17 protein-coding genes are annotated in these 17,055 nt (G+C 73.9%); 7 read left to right on the plus strand and 10 right to left on the minus strand.

Annotated features, from left to right (window positions below):
• The first annotated feature begins 102 nt into the window (after window positions 1-102).
• A complete protein-coding gene (locus JS756_RS01385) occupies window positions 103-507 on the plus strand; it encodes a DUF302 domain-containing protein (RefSeq protein ID WP_205381011.1) in 405 nt (134 codons plus the stop codon).
• 90 nt (window positions 508-597) lie between these two features.
• Here JS756_RS01385 and tsaA read toward each other — a convergent pair whose 3' ends face one another.
• The gene (gene tsaA / locus JS756_RS01390) at window positions 598-1,002 is read right to left on the minus strand and encodes a tRNA (N6-threonylcarbamoyladenosine(37)-N6)-methyltransferase TrmO (RefSeq protein WP_205381012.1); all 405 of its coding nucleotides are present in this window, start codon (window positions 1,000-1,002) and stop codon (window positions 598-600) included.
• A gap of 638 nt (window positions 1,003-1,640) precedes the next feature.
• On the opposite strand from tsaA, the gene JS756_RS01395 reads away from it, so the two are divergent.
• Window positions 1,641-2,225, plus strand: a complete 585-nt coding sequence (locus tag JS756_RS01395) for a TerD family protein (protein WP_205381013.1) — start codon at window positions 1,641-1,643, stop codon at window positions 2,223-2,225.
• Window positions 2,226-2,425: 200 nt separating this feature from the next.
• On the opposite strand, the gene JS756_RS01400 is transcribed toward JS756_RS01395, so the two are convergent.
• The 4 genes from JS756_RS01400 to JS756_RS01415 all read right to left on the minus strand — a co-directional run bounded on the left by JS756_RS01400 (window position 2,426) and on the right by JS756_RS01415 (window position 5,151).
• Entirely contained in the window at window positions 2,426-2,890 is a 465-nt protein-coding gene (locus JS756_RS01400; RefSeq protein WP_205381014.1) for a PRC-barrel domain-containing protein, read from the minus strand.
• A gap of 5 nt (window positions 2,891-2,895) precedes the next feature.
• On the minus strand, window positions 2,896-3,465 hold the full coding sequence (locus tag JS756_RS01405; protein WP_205381015.1) for a PRC-barrel domain-containing protein: 570 nt from the start codon (window positions 3,463-3,465) through the stop codon (window positions 2,896-2,898).
• Window positions 3,462-3,608, minus strand: a complete 147-nt coding sequence (locus JS756_RS01410; RefSeq protein ID WP_205381016.1) for a hypothetical protein — start codon at window positions 3,606-3,608, stop codon at window positions 3,462-3,464. The genes JS756_RS01405 and JS756_RS01410 overlap by 4 nt, the downstream gene beginning before the upstream one ends.
• 136 nt (window positions 3,609-3,744) lie before the next feature.
• Window positions 3,745-5,151, minus strand: a complete 1,407-nt coding sequence (locus JS756_RS01415; protein ID WP_307790204.1) for a GDSL-type esterase/lipase family protein — start codon at window positions 5,149-5,151, stop codon at window positions 3,745-3,747.
• A gap of 278 nt (window positions 5,152-5,429) precedes the next feature.
• Here JS756_RS01415 and JS756_RS01420 point away from each other — a divergent pair, with 278 nt between their 5' ends.
• Window positions 5,430-6,641 carry a Rieske 2Fe-2S domain-containing protein gene (locus tag JS756_RS01420; protein ID WP_205381017.1) on the plus strand — a complete coding sequence of 404 codons (1,212 nt, stop codon included), beginning with the start codon at window positions 5,430-5,432 and terminating at the stop codon, window positions 6,639-6,641.
• A 146-nt stretch (window positions 6,642-6,787) separates the two neighbouring features.
• On the opposite strand, the gene JS756_RS01425 is transcribed toward JS756_RS01420, so the two are convergent.
• Entirely contained in the window at window positions 6,788-7,591 is an 804-nt protein-coding gene (locus JS756_RS01425; protein ID WP_205381018.1) for a maleylpyruvate isomerase family mycothiol-dependent enzyme, read from the minus strand.
• Between the two features lie 418 nt (window positions 7,592-8,009).
• On the opposite strand from JS756_RS01425, the gene JS756_RS01430 reads away from it, so the two are divergent.
• A complete protein-coding gene (locus JS756_RS01430; protein WP_205381019.1) occupies window positions 8,010-8,573 on the plus strand; it encodes a retropepsin-like aspartic protease in 564 nt (187 codons plus the stop codon).
• Between the two features lie 232 nt (window positions 8,574-8,805).
• Window positions 8,806-9,945, plus strand: a complete 1,140-nt coding sequence (locus JS756_RS01435; protein ID WP_205381020.1) for a site-2 protease family protein — start codon at window positions 8,806-8,808, stop codon at window positions 9,943-9,945.
• Window positions 9,946-10,021: 76 nt separating this feature from the next.
• Here JS756_RS01435 and JS756_RS01440 read toward each other — a convergent pair whose 3' ends face one another.
• The 3 genes from JS756_RS01440 to JS756_RS01450 all read right to left on the minus strand — a co-directional run bounded on the left by JS756_RS01440 (window position 10,022) and on the right by JS756_RS01450 (window position 14,022).
• Window positions 10,022-10,729: a B3/B4 domain-containing protein gene (locus JS756_RS01440; RefSeq protein ID WP_205381021.1), complete on the minus strand. Its 708-nt coding sequence runs from the start codon at window positions 10,727-10,729 to the stop codon at window positions 10,022-10,024.
• A gap of 273 nt (window positions 10,730-11,002) precedes the next feature.
• Entirely contained in the window at window positions 11,003-12,751 is a 1,749-nt protein-coding gene (locus JS756_RS01445; RefSeq protein ID WP_205381022.1) for an MOSC and FAD-binding oxidoreductase domain-containing protein, read from the minus strand.
• A 305-nt stretch (window positions 12,752-13,056) separates the two neighbouring features.
• Window positions 13,057-14,022 carry a pirin family protein gene (locus JS756_RS01450; RefSeq protein ID WP_205381023.1) on the minus strand — a complete coding sequence of 322 codons (966 nt, stop codon included), beginning with the start codon at window positions 14,020-14,022 and terminating at the stop codon, window positions 13,057-13,059.
• Between the two features lie 149 nt (window positions 14,023-14,171).
• On the opposite strand from JS756_RS01450, the gene JS756_RS01455 reads away from it, so the two are divergent.
• Window positions 14,172-14,531, plus strand: a complete 360-nt coding sequence (locus JS756_RS01455) for a tetratricopeptide repeat protein (RefSeq protein ID WP_205381024.1) — start codon at window positions 14,172-14,174, stop codon at window positions 14,529-14,531.
• Between the two features lie 320 nt (window positions 14,532-14,851).
• Window positions 14,852-15,499 (plus strand): peptide deformylase, encoded by a 648-nt coding sequence (locus JS756_RS01460; RefSeq protein ID WP_205381025.1) that lies wholly within the window; start codon window positions 14,852-14,854, stop codon window positions 15,497-15,499.
• Between the two features lie 24 nt (window positions 15,500-15,523).
• Here JS756_RS01460 and JS756_RS01465 read toward each other — a convergent pair whose 3' ends face one another.
• Window positions 15,524-16,954 carry a dihydrolipoyl dehydrogenase family protein gene (locus tag JS756_RS01465; RefSeq protein WP_205381026.1) on the minus strand — a complete coding sequence of 477 codons (1,431 nt, stop codon included), beginning with the start codon at window positions 16,952-16,954 and terminating at the stop codon, window positions 15,524-15,526.
• Between the last annotated feature and the right edge of the window lie 101 nt (window positions 16,955-17,055).

A 17,055-nucleotide genomic window follows, 5' to 3' on the forward strand; every position in this document is an offset into this window, starting at 1 on the left:
GATTACCCCGGGGGGTATGTCTTCGACGGTAACATGATTACCCCGGGGGGTATTTTTGCGGTCCGGGAGAGCCCCGGAGCACCTGTGAGAAAGGCCGTCACCATGCGTTACGACCGCACCGTCCGCCTCGACGCCGACTTCGCCACCGCCGTGGCCCGCACCCGCGACGCCCTGGCCGCTCAGGGCTTCGGGATCCTCACCGAGATCGACGTGACGGCCACGCTGAAGGCCAAGCTCGACCACGACATGGAGGACTACGTCATCCTGGGCGCCTGCAACCCGCCGCTCGCCCACCGGGCGCTGGAGGCCGACCGTTCCGTCGGCCTGCTGCTGCCGTGCAACGTCGTCGTCCGTGCCGACGGCGCCCGGACCGTCGTCCAGGCCCTCGACCCGGACACAATGGTCGCCCTGACCGGGATCGAGGCGCTCCGCCCGGTCGCCGAGGAGGCCACCCGCCGCCTCGACGCCGCCCTGGCCGCGCTCACCGCCGCGGACACGCAGGACTGAGACCGCGCCGGGCGGCCTCGGGCGCCCGGCACGCCGCCCCGGCACCCGCACCCGCCTGCGCACGGTCTCTGCCCGCGGGCCCGCCACTCGTCAGCGGTGGGCCGTCAGGAGGGGCTTGACGTCCAGGACGGGGGTGGCGTCCAGGGCCTCGAGGCTGCGGACGTGGACGCGGGTGCCGGCGATGTCGAGGATGTGGACGGTGTGCAGGCCGATCGGGTTGGGGCGGTCGGGCGCCCGGGTCGCGAGGACACCGGTGAGCGGCCGGCCGGTGTCACCGCGCGGGTGCACGGTGAGCGTGTCGCGGTCGGCGCGGTCGAGCCAGGTCAACACCAGGACGTCGGTGCCCGCGGCCAGACCGTCCAGGGCGGGCGCGTAGCGGTCGTCGAAGACGAGCCAGGCGTCGGGTGCCCCCTCGTCGGGCTGCCGGGGCGCCGCGGCGCGCTCGGTCAGCGGCGACTCGACGCGCCCGATCGGGCGCAGCATGTATGCGGTCATGGTGTCCGGCCCCTTTCCGGATCCGCGTCCGGTCACGTGTCGGCGGCGACGACGCACTCGTGGCCGGCGTCCGTGACCACGGCACACCTGTCGGCGGCGCCCGGAACCCCGTCGTCGGCCTCTCCCACCACCGTGCCCCCGATCCCCGCCCCGTGTCACCACCGTCGGCCCGCCATGTCCCGCGTCCCCGACACCACATCTGCGGCCACCGCCGACCGGGCCACCCGGTCACCGAGGCACCGTCGACGTCGCACGGCCGGTCGGCGAAGGGGGCCAGGTCGGATCGACGCGCCGGACGCCGCTGAGGAGGCTCCCCGTCACGGCTCGTCCCGGGCCACCGGCCCCACGCTGTGGTCCCCCGGCCTGCGCAGCCGTGCCGAGCCACCCGTAAGGTAACCGGCGAGACGTCCGCAGGCCGTGTCGAGGGGGGCTTCGCATGGGAACGACCGGGGCAGTGTGCGCCATCGCCACCGCGGTGCGGTTCCGCGCCGGGCTGCCGCGATGCCCGGACCGGAATCCGGACACCAGGACGCGGCGCACGTGACGGTGCCGCACGGCGGCCCGGAGCCACGGGACCGCCGTGTCCGCCCCGCAGCCTTGCGCCCACGCCATGCACCGAGAAGGGGAATGACGCACGCATGATCACGCTCACCAAGGAAGACGGTCCTGCGGACCTCGACGGAGTGACCCATCTGTCCATCGGAGTGTCCTGGGATCCCACCGCGGGCAGCAGCGGCGGGGTGCTCGGCAAGCTGCGCCAGAGGACCGGTACCGACCTCGACCTGATCGGCATCGCCATGCAGGGCGGGGATCCGGTGCGGCTCGCGGGCCTCGACTCGCTCGACCCCATGGGCAACGGCTCGCTGGTCCACAGCGGCGACAACCAGACCGGGCACGGGGACGGGGACGACGAGACGATCACCGTCGAATTCGCCCGCATCCCGGCGCACATCACGTCGATCGTGTTCGTCGCCGCCGCGTACAAGAAGGGCAGTTCCTTCCAGAAGGCGCGCAACATCAGCTTCAAGGTCTACGACGCGACCGGGGGAAGCACGCAGCAGGTCGCCGACATCTGGCCCAGCCTGCTCACCCAGGACAACGGCTGCGCGGTGGCCAAGGCGGTCCGCGTCGGCGGGTCGTGGAAGCTCGAGGTCATCAATGTGACGGGCCGTATCAAGCAGGGCGACGAGCACGCCCTGATGCGCTTCGCCGTCAGCAAGTAGGTTCCCGGGCTCCGTCGGGCCTCCCAAAGGCTCGCCGGAGCCCGACGCGCCCGCCGGCCGAGAGGGCGACGGTGCCGCGGGCGCGGCGGAAGGGGCCGGTTGGGGCCGGCTGCCCGCACCCCGGCTCCCGTGACCCGGATCCAACGCTGCGGACCGGCGCGCGGGCACGCCCGCTCCGCCGGCCGGTCGCCGGTCGCCGGTCAGGAGGGCGTACTGTGCGCGGTCTCCCGCGGCACGCCGACGACGACCGCGTAGCCTCCGACACCGAGAATGTCGGCACCCGGGATCTGCTCCTCGTCCGTCAGGAGGTGGCGGACGTCCCCCGACTGCTCGTCGAACTCGACGTCGATGACGGTGCCCCTGCGCAGGCCCGTCTCGGTGAACACCGCCTTGCCGAGGGGATCGTGGTCCGTGTGGGTGGCGTCGCCGCGGTCGGTGTCCTTGGCGTCACGGATGTGCCCGGCCTCCTCGACGGCGACGGCGTCCGGTCCGAAGGACGCGACGTGCGCCCAGTCCAGCGTGTCGTGTCCGCGGCCCCGGGTCTTCAGCCGCAACGCCGTGATGCGGGCCGGGGACGGCGCCACGGTGACCGCGGCGACCGTACCCACCGTCTCGGCGGACGTCAGCTCCATGACGGCCCGGCCCCGGGCCTCGCTGAACAGCATCGCCGTCAGTCCTCCTCGGGCTCGTGCCGTAGGCGGTCGCGCAGGCCTTCCGCGGCGGCTCCGAACCCTTCCAGATCGCCCGCGGTGTAGCGGGCGGCGGCGTCCGGAACCAGCATCCGATCCCGGGAGACGGTGACAGGACCGGCCACCGGCAGCAATACGCGGCGGTGCTCGGCGGTCTCGATCTCGTAGCCGGCCACCACCGGCGTCCTGCCCGTCTCCACGACCGCGTCGGTGACGGTGCCCAGCGTGGTGCCGCTGCGGGTGGTGACCTCGATGCCCAGGACGTTGCCCCCGCCCCGCTCGTCCGCCTCGGGCTGGGCGGCCGTGTCGTCGTCCTCCAGCGCGGACGCGTCGCGCACCATGACCGCGTCCGGCCCCAGGGCGTGGACGTTCCGCCACAGCAGGGCGCGGTGCAGCGGTCCCGCGAGCAGTCCCCGGCCGGCCAGCGTGAAGCATCCGATGCTGCCCGTCGACGGATCGAAGACGATGTCCTTGACCTGGCCCAGGTCCTCGCCCGCCAGGGTCACCACCGGCTTGCCGGTGATCTCGCCGGATCGCATACGGCCCGTCACGACTGCCGCCCTCCTCCCCCGCGAGGCCGACGGCCCTGCGCGATGACGCCGCCGGAGCGGCGCCGTGCCTGCACGGACATCAGGGAGGCGGCGACGCCCACGACGATCGCGACAGCGATGACGAGCCAGATCCACCAAGCCATCTCCGTGCCCCTTTGCTCACGCCGCCCCCTCTTCAGCTCCCGGAGTTCCCTGACTCGCCCCGGGTATGCACGGCACGTGCCGGCGAACCCGTCGCCCGGGCCGACACCGGACCACCGGTGCGCCGGATGTGCCGGGTCACCGTGCCGAGTCGGGCAGCGCCTGCTGGTCGGCGAGCGCGATGGCCAGTGCCCCGGCGGCCGTCGGATGCAGCGGTGCCCGGCCCGCCGACCCCTGCACGTACGGCTGCGCGCTGCACAGCCCGTGCCCGGAGAAGTCCGGGCGCGCGGTGGTGAACCCGGCCTCCTCGGCCCCCTGCCGCAGCACGGTGTTGAGCGCCGTGAGCCGCGAGCGCAGGACCTCCGCCTTCTGGCGGGTGATTCCTTCCTTGCGGAGGCAGTCCACGTCGGGGCCGAAGGGGTCGTAGTACTCGTTGACGAGGACGGTCGGATGCTGCGGAAGGTCGGACAGCTGCCGCAGGAGTTCCCGGTAGTCGAGGGCGAATCCGGCGAGACGGTGCTGGAAGAACGCGGTCGAGGCGCGGTCGTCGCAGGTCGGGGAGGCCGCGCAGAGCTTGACCAGGTCGGCCCAGCGCACGTCGTTCGCCCCGACGCCGACCACGACGACCGACGCCTGCGTGGCCCGCTGCGCCTGGGCCAGCTGCGGCGGGGCCACCTGGTCCCCGAGGATCTGCACACCCAGCAGGCCGTCGTGGACCGTGGCTCCCGCGCACGCGAGATCGAGCACCCGCCAGTCGTTGGTGCGGGCCAGGATCTGCGGGTAGGAGTCGGCGCTGCGCCGGCACGCCGTGTCGAGCGGGGTAGGGTCGGCCAGGGGACGGTTCCCGGTGCCCGCGGCGGTGGAGTCGCCCAGGAACACGGCCCGCACGTCGCCGAGGGCGGGCCCCTCCGCGCGGGGCACCGGGGCCAGGGTGCTGTGGCCGAGCAGGTCCTGCAACGACCGGACGTCGCTCAGTACCCGGGGCGTGTCGAAGGCCAGGAGATAGAAGCCCACGGCGTTGATCGAGGCGACCAGCACGACGCCTCCGGTCAGCACGAGCACGGTCCGGCGCACCGGCATGCGGCGCCAGCCCGTCCAGGCGGCCAGCGGCAGCAGGACCAGTCCGGCCGCCACAGCGGTCTCCCACGCGCCGTAGCGTGCCCAGCCCACCGCCAGCTTCCGGCCGACCTCCAGGGTGAGCCGGTCGTGTTCCCCGGACCGCAGCAGGCCGGCCACCTCGGCGTCCTCCTGGATGTGGGTCAGTTCCAGCCGGGGCCGGATCGGACCGTCGAAGAGGGGCCGGGTGGGGATCCGCTGACCGAACAGGTCGAGCTGCCCGGGACCGGAAAGGCTCCACTTCAACGGCGCGGCGCCCACCCGCATGGTCTGCCCGGCCGCCGACACCGATTGCAGCGGAGTGATCTGCACGGCCAGCGCGATCGCCGCCAGCGCCAGGGCCAGGAGCCCGAGGACGTAGGCGGCGGCGACCGCCAGCCTGCGCCGTAGATCTCCGGGTTCTCCTCGCAGCGGCCCCGTCCACCTCACCTTCGGCTCCCGTCGCTCGGCCCGTCCCGGGGCACGGCCGTCACCACCGGCCCCTGGTATGCATCATCCGCCCACATCACCGTCCACGGCGCGCGCCCCGCACGGCGGCGTACGCCGGACACCACCGGCGCGCTCACCCCTCCAGGCGCGGACAGAGGGACAGCAGGGCACCCGTCCGCCACGATGGAAGGGTCGGCCCCCGTCGCACCGGCCGACCGGTGCCGCCCGGCGTGACGCATGCCTGCCCATGCCCGTATCCCCCCTCACAAGGGAGAGGTATGACCCAGACCGACCCCGACGGGACCAGCAACGGCCATCGCCCGGAACGACGGGAGCGCGGCCCCGGCGTCGCCGACCTCAGGCGGGTCGGGGTGCACCCCGATTTCTGGTACCCGGTCGCGCTGTCCCGGAACGTCCGCGGCGGACGGGTGATCGCGGCCGCGTTCGCCGGTGAGCGCATCGCCCTGTACCGCGGCCGGAGCGGTGCCGTGCACGCGCTGGAGGACCGGTGCGCCCACCGCCAGGTCCCGTTGAGCATGGGCGTCGTGGAAGGCGACACGCTCCGTTGCTGCTACCACGCCTGGGCCTACCGCGGCGACGGACGCATCTCGCAGATCCCCTACCTGTCCAAGGGCGACGCCCGGCCGCCCCGGGGCGTGCGCGGCTACCCCGTCCGCGAGGCCTACGGCATGGTGTTCGTCTTCCCCGGCGACCCGGAGAAGGCGGCGGCGACCGCGCTGCCCGACCTGCCCGCCTTCGGCTCACCGCGCTACCGGACCATGACGTTCTCCCGGACGGTCCACTGCCACTACTCGTTCATGCACGAGAACCTGCTCGACATGAACCACCAGTTCCTGCATCGCGGCGTCGTCGGCAAGCTCCACCCCGAGCTGCTGGAGTACCGGACGAGCCCGCAGTCGGTGGAAGCGCGGTACCTGTTCACCCACACCGGGGGGAAGCGGAACCGCGGCGCCGGACTGCTGGCGTCCGAAGGCCTCACCGGCCGCGACAGCGCGGACGTCATGACCATCCGCACGGAGTACCCCTACCAGACCCTGGACCTCGTCCCGGAGCAGGCCGAGCGCCCGGCCTTCCGCCTCTGGGTCGCGTACGTGCCGGAGGACGCCGAGCAGCGCCGGTGCCACGCGTACGGCCTCCTCATGATCGAGAAGCCGCGGTTCGCGGGCGCCCTGCACCTGGCGTGGCCCCTCATCAGGCGCTTCACGGAGCGGGTGTTCGCCGAGGACCGCATGGCCGTCGAGGCGGAGCAGCGGGCGTGGGACGAGCAGGGCGAGGACCGCAACCACGAGGTCTTCCCGCTGATCCTGGACGTGCGCGAAGTCCTTCGCTCCAACGGCGTCCCGATCCGCCCCCGGGCGGCCGCCTGCGGCCCGTTCCCCGGCGTCGACGGCGTGGCGCCGCGCCACGCGTCCGCGGGAGCGGCCGCCCCCACCGGTGTCGAGGCCTCCGCCGAGCCGCCGGACGGGTGACCACCGGACGCGGAGCCGCGCCGCACGCGGCACAGGTGCACGCGGTACGGCCGGCTTGCACCGGCCGCGGCGGGCGGCGTCCCGCGGCCGTCACCGCTGGCGGCAGGACGCCCCCGGTACGCGCGAGGTGGAGCGGCGTCGCGCTCCTACTCCTCCGGTTCCCATGCCTGGAGCAGGTCGAACAGCCGCCGGTCGCCGTCGAGTTCCAGCGAGTCCAGCGGAACACGGCCGTACAGGGCGAGGACCAGCTCACCGGCTGTGCCCCGGACGGAGGCGTCGGCCGGGCCCGGGTCCTCGCCGGGAGCGGCGGTGGACACGGTGCCGGCCGCGGGGAGACGGGTGACCCGAGCGCCCTCGGCGGAGACCGAGAGGCGCCAGGAGCGGCCGTCGGTGGCGTGGAAGCCGACGGTCGCGGGATCGTGCGGCCAGGGACTCGTCGTGCAGCAGGTGGACAGGAACTCGTCGATGCCGTCGAACGCCACCTCGTCCGGCAGCGGTTGCGGGAGTCCCAGGGTGAGGTGGGCGTCGTAGGTGTGCACCGCGATCTCCTGCAGTTGGTGCCGGGCGACGGCACCGGCCGTCCGCGGTGACTGCGAGGTCCCCCACCACGTCCAGCAGCCGCGGTCCGGACCGGACTCCCGCAGTGCGCCGAGCAGGTGCTCCGTCGACTCGGCCAGCCAGGCCGACAGGGCCTCGCGCTCTCGGGGCGCGGCGGGCGTGTCCTCGCCTCCGGCCTCGGGCGGAGGCGCGCCAGCAGGCCCCGCTGCGACGGTCGCGGCCCAGAAACGGCGCACCTCGCCCAGATGGTGCACCAGGTCGAGCAGCGTCCACTCGGGGCAGGTCGGCACCTGGACGTCGAGGCTGGGTGCCGCGGTGACCGCGTCGCGGAACGCGATCGACCGTTCCTCGATCAGCCGCAGCAGGGCAGGGAAGTCAAGGGCGTTCTCCACCCCGGCTGTGTATCACCGGGCTCCGGTCACAGGACAGCGATTTTCACCGCCGCCGTGGCGGACGCGGAGCGGGCCCCGGCGACCCGAGTCGGTACAGGGGCAGAGGAACGAACGCTCGTCGCGGCAGGCACGGCCCGTGGGGGCACCGTGTCACGCCCCGTTCACGACGACACCCGTCGCGTCGGCTCCGTCCGCGTGCCCCGAAGGACTGCCGGCGGCGTACCCGCGCCCTTCGACGTCGCGGCCCGGCTCCCCACGGCGCCCGCGCCGACGTCCCCCCGCGGGGCATCGAGAGGCGGGGCGGTCCCGCCGTGACCGTGCGGTGGGACCGGGCCCGTGGCGGCACGGCGTGTTTGCGCCGCCGCTCGGGGGTGACCCCGGCTGGGAGAGGCCGCACCCTGACGGAGGAGTTCCCGCCATGGCCCGGTCCGCCCGTACCGCCCGCGCCTTCGGCACCAGGTCCGCAGGCCGTGCCGCACGGCTGATGGCCCCGTGGCTGGCGACGCTGCTCCTGGCGGGCTGCTTCGTCGACACGGGGGGCGCGTCGGGCGGCTCGGCGAGCCCGTCGTCCACGACGCAGGGACGACAGGTCCGGCTCACGGTCGTGGAGAGCGACGGGCAGGTCCTGGCGTTCGTGCCGGTGACCATCGACGGGCAGGGCCCCTTCCGGTTCGTGCTGGACACCGGTGCCGCCTCCAGCGTCGTCACCACCGACGTCGCGCGGTCGCTGGACCTGCCCCGTACGGGCGAGCGCCGGCTCGTCACCGGCGTCGTCGGCACGGAGAGGGTGCCTGTGGTGACGATCGACGACTGGAAGATCGACAAGGTCGCTCTCGACCCCGCCGACGCCGCGGTCGTCACCCTGCAGAACTCCGGGAGCGACCCGAACATCCAGGGGCTGCTCGGCTCCGACGTGCTGAGCCGGTTCGGGCAGATCTCCCTGGACTACGACCACGAGCTCCTGCGGCTGCCGTCCGGCTGACCCCCCGCTGCCGCCGCAGCCCGGCGCACCCCGCGGACTCCCTGCCGGTCGGCCGGTGCCTGACACGGGGGCCGCAGGCGGCCGGGGGCCCCGGCAGCCCGGTGCCGACCGGCGGCGCCCGGTCCCCGGCCGTTCCCTGCCGCCGACGGCAGCACGACGACGGCAGGCGGGTGAGCGGCCGGTCCCGTGGAACCCGGAGCCCAGTGGCGGAAGGGAAAGAGGCGTATCCGCGGTGAAGGCGACCTTCTCGCTCGGACACGTGGCCGGCATCCGGATCGGGGTCCACTGGAGCGCCCTGGTCATCACCGTCGTGGTCGCCGTCGGGCTCACGGACCGGCTCCCCGGCGCCCTGCCGGGGAGCCCGGCCTGGGAGTACTGGCTCATCGGCGCACTGAGCGCGGTGGCCTTCGTGCTGTCGCTGCTGGTCCACGAGCTCAGCCACGCGCTCGTGGCACGCCGCAACGGTGTGACCGTGGACGACATCACCCTGTGGCTCCTGGGAGGCATCGCCCGGCTGCGGGGCGAGGCTCCGACCCCCGCCGTCGAGACCCGGATCGCCGCGGTCGGCCCGCTGGTCAGCCTGCTGCTCGGCGGTCTCTTCGCGGCCCTGGCGGCAGTACTCGACACCCGGGCCCCGGGAGCACTCGCCGTCGACGCGCTCGCGTCCCTCGCGGGCCTCAACGTGCTCCTGGCCGTCTTCAACGCGCTGCCCGCCGCCCCGCTGGACGGCGGGCGGTTGCTGCGGGCGCTGGTGTGGCGCAGGACGGGCAGCCCGCTGCGCGGGACCGCGGCGGCGATCCGCGCCGGACGGGCGCTGGGATGGGTCCTGATCGGCGCCGGGCTGCTGCTCTTCGTGGTCGGTGCGTTCTTCAGCGGCTTCTGGCTCGCCGTCGTCGGCTGGTTCCTCGTCGCGATGGCCGGTGCGGAGGCCGGCCCGGCGCGGACGCGGAGGCTGCTGAGCGGGGTACCTGTGCGTCAGGCGATGACGCCCGACCCCGTCACCGTGCCGGCCTCCCTCACCGTGGCCCGGTTCCTCGCGGCGCCCGAGTTCCGCCACCGGCACTCCGCCTTCCCCGTCGTGGACGAGGAACTGCGCCCCGTGGGGCTGGTGCGGACGGCGACCGCGGCCGACGCCCCGAGCACGCGGCGGGACCTGCCCGTCACCTCGGTGATGATCCCGATCGACGAGATCCCCACCCCGCACCCCGACGATCCGTTGACGGGCCTGCCGGCCGCGCTGGACGGCAGCCCGGCGCACCGCGCCCTGGTCGTGGAGGACGGCCGGCTCGCGGGCATGGTCACTCCCTCGGACATCAGCCGGGTCTCCTCCTGGCTGGCGTCCTCGGCCCCATGGCGCCACCGGGCCTTCTGAACCCCCACGACCTGGGCTTCGTCTCCCCCCGCGGGGAGAGGGAGCGGTACGGACAGGACGGACGAGGGGTGTCCGGTCAGACGACGGTCTCGGGCCGCGCCGGATCGAGGTGGTGCACGGCGGTGCGGTCGGCGTGCGGGGCGAGCAGGCCTCGCAGTTCACCCGCCGCCGCGTCGAGAAGGTGCCCGTCGCGGGAGGCGATGACGGTTTCGAGCAGGAACAGGACGCGGGTGGAGTCCTCGGTGACACGCGTGCGGTGGGCGTCGCGGTGGTTCCAGTGGCGCGTGAGGACACCGGTCGTGTCGCTGTAGACGATCTCGCCGATCCCGGGAGTCTCGACGGTGCCGGGCTCGCCGAGCGGGGTGAAGGACTCGGTACCGTCCGCGCGGTGGATGACGACGTCGCCGGTGACCCGGTCCAGGTCGAAGGCGCCGGCGGGCAGGGCGTGGCGAACGGAGACGGCGTTGTACGAGTCGACGGCCGGGTTGATACGGGGCAGGGTGCCCTTCTTGGCCATCCGGCGGCCGAGCGCGTCGACGCTGGGGCGGACGCGGCGGGGGTTGGTCCCGAAGGAACGATAGGCGGAGTGCCACGCCTCGATCCGCGGGTCGGTCTCGTCGGCCGGCTGCCAACTGCCCTCCGCCAGGCACCGTTCCAGGTCCGCCAGGGCGGCAGCGGTGTGCGGCCAGGGTTCGCGGCCGCGCAGCCCGGTGGCGGTGACCAGGGCGATCAGCGTGTCGGGGAAGGCGTCGGCGACGGCCGGCGCGAGGCTGAGGGCGGGCATGGGCGGGACTCCGTTTCCGGTCGGCGGGTGCGGGTGCGGGTGCGAGTGCCGAGAGTACGTCCGAGCCGGATCGTGATCCCGGACCCCCTCGCACAGCGCCTTGACCCACGTCCGTGTCCCGGGCCCCGGAGGCGGCGCGGCGGCAGGCCCCGTCCGGCCGTCGGGCGGCCGGACTCCGGTCGCCGGATCAGCTTCGGGGCCGCAGCGGGACAGGAACGGCGTCGGCCGGAGCAGCCGCGGACCGGCCGTGAAGTCGCCGGTCGGCCGGACGTCCTAGAGGTCCAGGACGGCTTCCGTGACCGGTTCGCTGCAACAGACGAGGACGGTGCCGGCTTCGGGGGGCTGGAGGGGTGGTGTGGTGTACGTGACGGCGCCGGACACGAGAGGGGTGATGCAGGTGTGGCAGACGCCGGTGCGACAGGCCCAGCGGGTGGGGACGTCACAGGCCTCGGCCAGTTCGAGGAGTGAGCCGTGAGCCGGTGACCAGGGGGTGGTGATGCCGCTCCGGGCGAAGGTGACGAGGGGGCCGGTGCCCTGGGGTCCCGGGGGTTGGTGCGGCCGTGTCACGGCGGCGGGTGCGACGCCGGGGTTGATGGCGGGCAGGGCGCTGAACCGTTCTGTACGGATCTGCTCGGGGCGCAGGCCCTGATCGCGCAGGAGGCCCCCGAGGTCGTCCATGAAGGCGAGGGGCCCGCAGAGGTAGGCGTCGGCGTCGGCGGGGATGCGCATCGCCCGGACCGATGTCGCCGTCGGGCGGCCCCGGGTGATGTGGGGCTCGTCGGGACGTGGGGTCTCGGAGGTGTAGTAGATGTGCTCATGTGCGTGGGGGAGCTGCGCAAGAAGTGCGTGGGTCTCCCCCGCGAAGGCGTGGTGGGCGCGGTCGTGGGCCGTGTGGATCCACCAGACGGGGCGTGGGTCCCGTGTGGCGGCGAGTCGGTGCAGCATGGCGAGCAGGGGCGTGGCACCGATCCCCGCGGAGACGAGGGCGATCGGCCGGGTGCTCTCCTCGAGCACGAACGTTCCGTGGGGGCCGGCGATGTCGACGAGGTCCCCGGGGCGCAGCGCGGTGTGGATCCGGCTGCTGACCTTTCCGTGGGGCTCGTGCTTGACGCTGATGCGGTAGCCGCCGGCGGTGGGTACGGAGGACAGGGAGTAGGAGCGTACTGCCGGGGCGGCCTCGCCGACGGCGAGGCGGAGGGCGAGGTTCTGGCCGGGGAGGGCCTCGGGCAGGGGTGTGCCGTCGATGGTGTCGAGGTGGATCGACGAGACGGTGGGGGTCTCGGGGACGATGCGGGCGACGCGCATCGGTTTGAAGCCCGGCCATGCCGGTTCCGGCCCCGGCTGCTGGGTGCCGGGCCGTCCCGGTTCCTGTACGGGCAGGCGGGCGGCGGCGAGTTCGCGGAAGGACTGCTGCCATCCGGGGCTGAGGGCGGGGATGTTCAGTGCCTTGCGCAGCTTCGCGGGGTCGCCGTCGGGGAGGTAGAGCAGGGCGTCGGCCTCGGCGACGCTGAGCCCTTCCGGGCCCTTGCGGGTCAGGACGATCGCGTCGCCGGCCCGGACCCGCCCCTCGGTGATCACGCGCAGGTAGAAGCCGGGGCGGTGGTGGGCGACCAGGAGGGAGGCCATGGTGGGTTCGCCCAGGCGCATGCCGACGCGGTAGCAGGTGACGCGGGGCTGGGTGACCTCGAATTCGGCCTCGCCGATGCGGTACCGGTCGCCGATGCACACCTCGTCGTCGGGCAGGCCGTCGACGGTGAAGTTCTCCCCGAAGATCCCGAAACTCAGGTCGTCGCGGCCCAGCTGCTTCCGCCAGTACCGGTAGGACTGCAGCTGGTAGACGAGGACGGCTCGGATCTCGCCGCCGTGCCCGGCCAGATCCCCTTGACCGTCGCCCTCGACGTTCAGCCGCCCGACCAGGCGCGGACCCTGGACGGGGGACTTCCAGATTCCGGTGTGGACGGTCCTGCCCTGCCAGGGGACGTCCTTGGGCATTCCCACGTTGACGGACAGCAGCGTCGCCATTGCGGACCTCCTGCGGGACGGTCGGCCGGGGGCAGCCCCTCATGGCTCTGTGCTCTGTGCTCTGTGCTCTGTGCTCTGTGACTGAGCCTAGTTCTGCGCGGGCACCGGCGCATTCCGTGATCACGAAGCGGGGCGGAGGTGCGGCAGGAGCGCCGCCACAGGTGCCCGCAGTCATCCGGCCCCCGGGGACGCCGGTACGGCGAACGCGCATGCGGCCCCGCCCGGCCGCACGCGGGCGGCCGGGCGGGGCCGCTTCCGGACGGCACGTCACCCGGGCGGCACGGATGATCAGTTGTTCCCCCCGGTCAGCGAACCCTTCCCCGCGGCTTCAGGGGTGTCGCCGGCAGCGCGGGGGCGGGCAGCGGATCGCCGTCGTAGCCCTTCACCTCTCCGAACCGCGAGCCCTCCGTCCAGTCCCGGCGGGCCTGCTCGATCTCGTCTTGGGAGCGTCCGATCCAGTTCCAGAACATGACCAGTTCCTCCTCGAACGGCTCTCCGCCCAGAAGCATCAGGCCCGTGTCCGACTCGGCACGCAGGGGGAGTTCGGTGCGTCCGCAACCGAGGTAGAGCATCGATCCGGGCAGGACCGGGACGCCGTCGACGTGGGCCTCGCCGGACATGGAGAGGACGGCATACTCGAAGTCCGGCTCCAGCGGCAGGCGGACGTCCGCGCCGCGGGTGAGGGCCAGGTCGGCGCCGACGATCGGGGTGTAGGCGGTGCCGGGGGAGGTCGCTCCGTCGAGGGTGCCGAGGATCAGCGTCGCCGTCAGGCCGGGCGCGGTCACCGCGGGCAGGGCGGCGTGGTGTTCGAAGCGGGGCTCGGTGTGCCGGTGGCTGTCGGGCAGGGCGACCCACAGCTGGGCGCCGTGCAGGAAGCGCGCGTGGGAGCGGGGGCTCTCCTCGGAGTGGCTGATCGCCCGGCCGGAGGTCATCAGGCCCAGCTCGCGCGGGCGGATCAGCTGGAGGCTGCCGGTGGAGTCTCGGTGCAGCACCTCGCCCTCGTGCAGCCAGCTCACCGTCTGCAGGCCCATGTGCGGGTGCGGCGGCACCTGCATGCCGGGCTCGTCGGCGATGTCGTCGGGACCGTAGTGGTCGACGAAGCACCAGGCGCCCACCATCCGGCGGCCCAGGTTGGGCAGCAGGCGGCGCACCTCGGTGGACTCTCCGAGCGGGACGCGGCGGGGGCTGAGGAGTTCGCGGACCGGTTCCGCCACGACGAAGCCGCGGCCTCCGCACACGCTGGGCACCGCCTGGCGGTCAAGGTTGCTCATACTGCTCAACCTAGCGCCGCCCCCTTGCCCATGGCAGGCCAACTCCCCGGCCGTTCCTCCGGGCCGTCCACGGGCCGTCGGCCCCCGGACAGGTGCTGGAATATTCAACTGAGCTGCCGGGTTGCCGCACGCGAAGGAGGTTCCCCCCAGTGGAGACGACACACGAGACCGGCTACTACGCGCAGGGCACGCTCGCCGAGCGGTGGGACCGTGCGCGGCTCTTCTTCGCGGCCAAGGACTACGCCGGCGCGGCCCGGGTGCTGGACGGCCTGGTCGAGGAGGTGCCCGAGCAGACGGGACCGCGGCTGCTGCTGGCGCGTTCCTCCTACCACTCGGCGCAGTTGCGGCGGGCCGAGGCGCAGTTGCGTCTCATCGTCGAGCGTGACCCGGTGGAGCACCACGCGCGGCTGATGCTGGGCCGCACCCTCGAACGCCAGGGCCGCAAGGAGGAGGCCGGGACGCATCTGCGGATCGCCGCGGCACTCGCCGGGGACTTCGATCAGGACTGACGCACGACCGCGGCGACCGCGGCGACGGCCGGGCCCGGTCCCCTTCCGGGACCGGGCCCGGCCGTCTGCCCGCCCGTCGCCCGGTGGTGTCCCGGTCTCCCCCGCACCCCGCACCGGTCGCCCCACCGCCCCTTCGACCCGTGGGCCCCGCGGACCTCGTGGGCCCCATGGCCCCGTGACCCCGTGGCCCCGGTCGTCACGCCGCCCCGCCGCCCCGCCGTTGCCGTCCCGCCGGCCTGTTGCCCCGGTGCCCCCGCGCCCCGGTGGCGGAGTCCGTCCCGCGAGGTGGTCGCCGGTGGGCGGCGTGGCATGCCGGCGCGATGGCATCTCCCCCTGATCGTGCGCCGCTGACCGACCGGGTCGAGGAACTCCTCGCCGACGGCGGCCCGCTGGCGATCGTCGCGGCCGGCGATCCGGTGCCGCGTCGCGGCACCGAGCGCTACGACGGGCAACTGGGCCCGGACCTGCTGGCCCGCTTCGTGGCGGCCCTGCGGCTCACGATGCGCACGGCGCCCGGCGTGGGCCTGGCCGCCGTCCAGGTGGGTGTGCCGCTGCGGATCGCGGTGCTGGAGGATCCGGCGCCGGTGCCGCCGGAGGTGCGTTCGGCCCGGACGCGGGTGCCGCAGCCGTTCCGGGTGCTGGTCAACCCGTCGTACGAGCCCGTCGGGACGGCCCGTACCGGCTTCTTCGAGGGCTGCCTGAGCGTCCCCGGGTGGCAGGCGGTGGTGGCGCGTCACGCCGAGGTGCGGCTGCGGGGCGAGGACGAGCACGGCCGTCCGCTCGACGAGGTGTTCTCGGGGTGGCCCGCCCGTATCGTGCAGCACGAGACGGACCACCTCGACGGCCTGCTCCACCTCGACCGTGCGGAACTGCGTTCCCTCTCCTCGAGTGAGGCGATGACCGACCGCTGGAACCGGCCCACGCCCCGTGCGGCGGCCGGGGAACTGGGCTTCGACCTGCCGGAGTGAGCCCCTGCCGGCGTTCTGCGCAGGTCAGCCGCGGTAGGCCTCCAGCAGCCGCAGCCACACCTCGCTGATCGTCGGGTAGGACGGGACCGCGTGCCACAGCCGGTCGATCGGGACCTGTCCGGCGACGGCGACGGTGGCCGAGTGGATCAGTTCACCGACGCCGGGGCCGACGAAGGTCACCCCGCGCAGGATCCCGTCGTCCAGGTCGACGACCATCCGGGCCTGTCCCCGGTATCCGTCGGCGTACAGGCCCGCGCCGGATACGGAGGACAGGTCGACGTCGACGGCCCGCACGCGGTGTCCGGCCTCCTCCGCCTCCGCCAGGGACAGGCCCACCGCCGCGGCCTCGGGGTCGGTGAAGACGACTTGGGGGACGGCGTGGTGGTCGGCGGTGGCGGCGTGCGCGCCCCACGGGTCGGTCTCCAGCAGCGGCACCCCGGCGGCCCGGGCGGAGATGGCGGCACCGGCGATGCGGGCCTGGTACTTGCCCTGGTGGGTGAGGAGGGCCCGGTGGTTGACGTCGCCGACGGCGTACAGCCAGTCGGTGCCCGGTACGCGCAGGCTGTCGTCGCTCTCCAGCCAGGAGCCGGGTTCCAGGCCGATGGTGTCGAGGCCGATGTCGTCGGTGCGCGGGGCGCGGCCGGTGGCGAAGAGGATCTCGTCCGCCTCCACGGTGTCGCCGCGGTCGGTGACGGCCACCACGGTGCCGTCGACGCGTCGTACGGACTCGACGACGGTGCCGGTGCGGACGTCGGCTCCGGCCTCGGTGAGCCCGTCGGCGACCAGTTCACCGGCGAACGGCTCCATGCGGTTGAGCAGGCCCTTGCCGCGGACCAGGACGGTGACCCGGCTGCCGAGGGCCTGCCAGACGGTGGCCATCTCGGTGGCGACGACCCCACCGCCGACGACGATCAGGCGTGCGGGTACGTGCTGGGCGCTGGTGGCCTCCCTGCTGGTCCAGGGCCGTACGTCGGCGAGGCCGGGCAGGTCGGGCAGGCGGGCGCGGCTGCCGGTGCAGACGGCCACGGCGTGGCGGGCGGTCAGCACGTGCCGAACGCCGTCGGCGTCGGTGACGGCGACGGTGCGCGGGCCGGTGAGGCGGCCCTGGCCCCGGTAGAGGTCGGCGCCGATGCTCTCCAGCCAGCGGACCTGGCCGTCGTCCTGCCAGTGGGAGGTGTAGTCGTTGCGGTGAGCGAGGACCGCGGCCGCGTCGAGGGGGCCCTGGACCGCCTGACGCAGCCCCGGTACGCGGCGGGCGTCGGCGCGGGCGACGACCGGACGCAGCAGGGCCTTGCTGGGCATGCAGGCCCAGTACGAGCACTCGCCACCGACCAGTTCGCTCTCCACGACCGCGGTGGACAGGCCGGCCGCGCGGGTGCGGTCGGCGACGTTCTCCCCCACAGGCCCGGCTCCGAGCACCACGACGTCGTACGCGATGGATTCCGTTTCCGTCATGGGGTCAGTCTTCCGGGTGGTGTGCCGTGAGGGCCACATGGGTACGCGCGCCGGATATCGACGGAATAGCCGGTGGCCGGGCCGTGTTGTGCGGACGGCTA

Source organism: Streptomyces actuosus, assembly GCF_016921115.1.
Classification (GTDB): Bacteria; Actinomycetota; Actinomycetes; order Streptomycetales; family Streptomycetaceae; genus Streptomyces; species Streptomyces actuosus_A.

Coding starts and splice junctions, on each gene's coding strand:
- JS756_RS01420 (WP_205381017.1), top strand. CDS start 5,430: ATGACCCAGACCGACCCCGACGGGACCAGCAACGGCCATCGCCCGGAA.
- JS756_RS01395 (WP_205381013.1), top strand. CDS start 1,641: ATGATCACGCTCACCAAGGAAGACGGTCCTGCGGACCTCGACGGAGTG.
- JS756_RS01400 (WP_205381014.1), bottom strand. CDS start 2,890: ATGCTGTTCAGCGAGGCCCGGGGCCGGGCCGTCATGGAGCTGACGTCC.
- JS756_RS01440 (WP_205381021.1), bottom strand. CDS start 10,729: ATGCCCGCCCTCAGCCTCGCGCCGGCCGTCGCCGACGCCTTCCCCGAC.
- JS756_RS01465 (WP_205381026.1), bottom strand. CDS start 16,954: ATGACGGAAACGGAATCCATCGCGTACGACGTCGTGGTGCTCGGAGCC.
- JS756_RS01450 (WP_205381023.1), bottom strand. CDS start 14,022: ATGAGCAACCTTGACCGCCAGGCGGTGCCCAGCGTGTGCGGAGGCCGC.
- JS756_RS01385 (WP_205381011.1), top strand. CDS start 103: ATGCGTTACGACCGCACCGTCCGCCTCGACGCCGACTTCGCCACCGCC.
- JS756_RS01460 (WP_205381025.1), top strand. CDS start 14,852: ATGGCATCTCCCCCTGATCGTGCGCCGCTGACCGACCGGGTCGAGGAA.
- JS756_RS01410 (WP_205381016.1), bottom strand. CDS start 3,608: ATGGCTTGGTGGATCTGGCTCGTCATCGCTGTCGCGATCGTCGTGGGC.
- tsaA (WP_205381012.1), bottom strand. CDS start 1,002: ATGACCGCATACATGCTGCGCCCGATCGGGCGCGTCGAGTCGCCGCTG.
- JS756_RS01430 (WP_205381019.1), top strand. CDS start 8,010: ATGGCCCGGTCCGCCCGTACCGCCCGCGCCTTCGGCACCAGGTCCGCA.
- JS756_RS01445 (WP_205381022.1), bottom strand. CDS start 12,751: ATGGCGACGCTGCTGTCCGTCAACGTGGGAATGCCCAAGGACGTCCCC.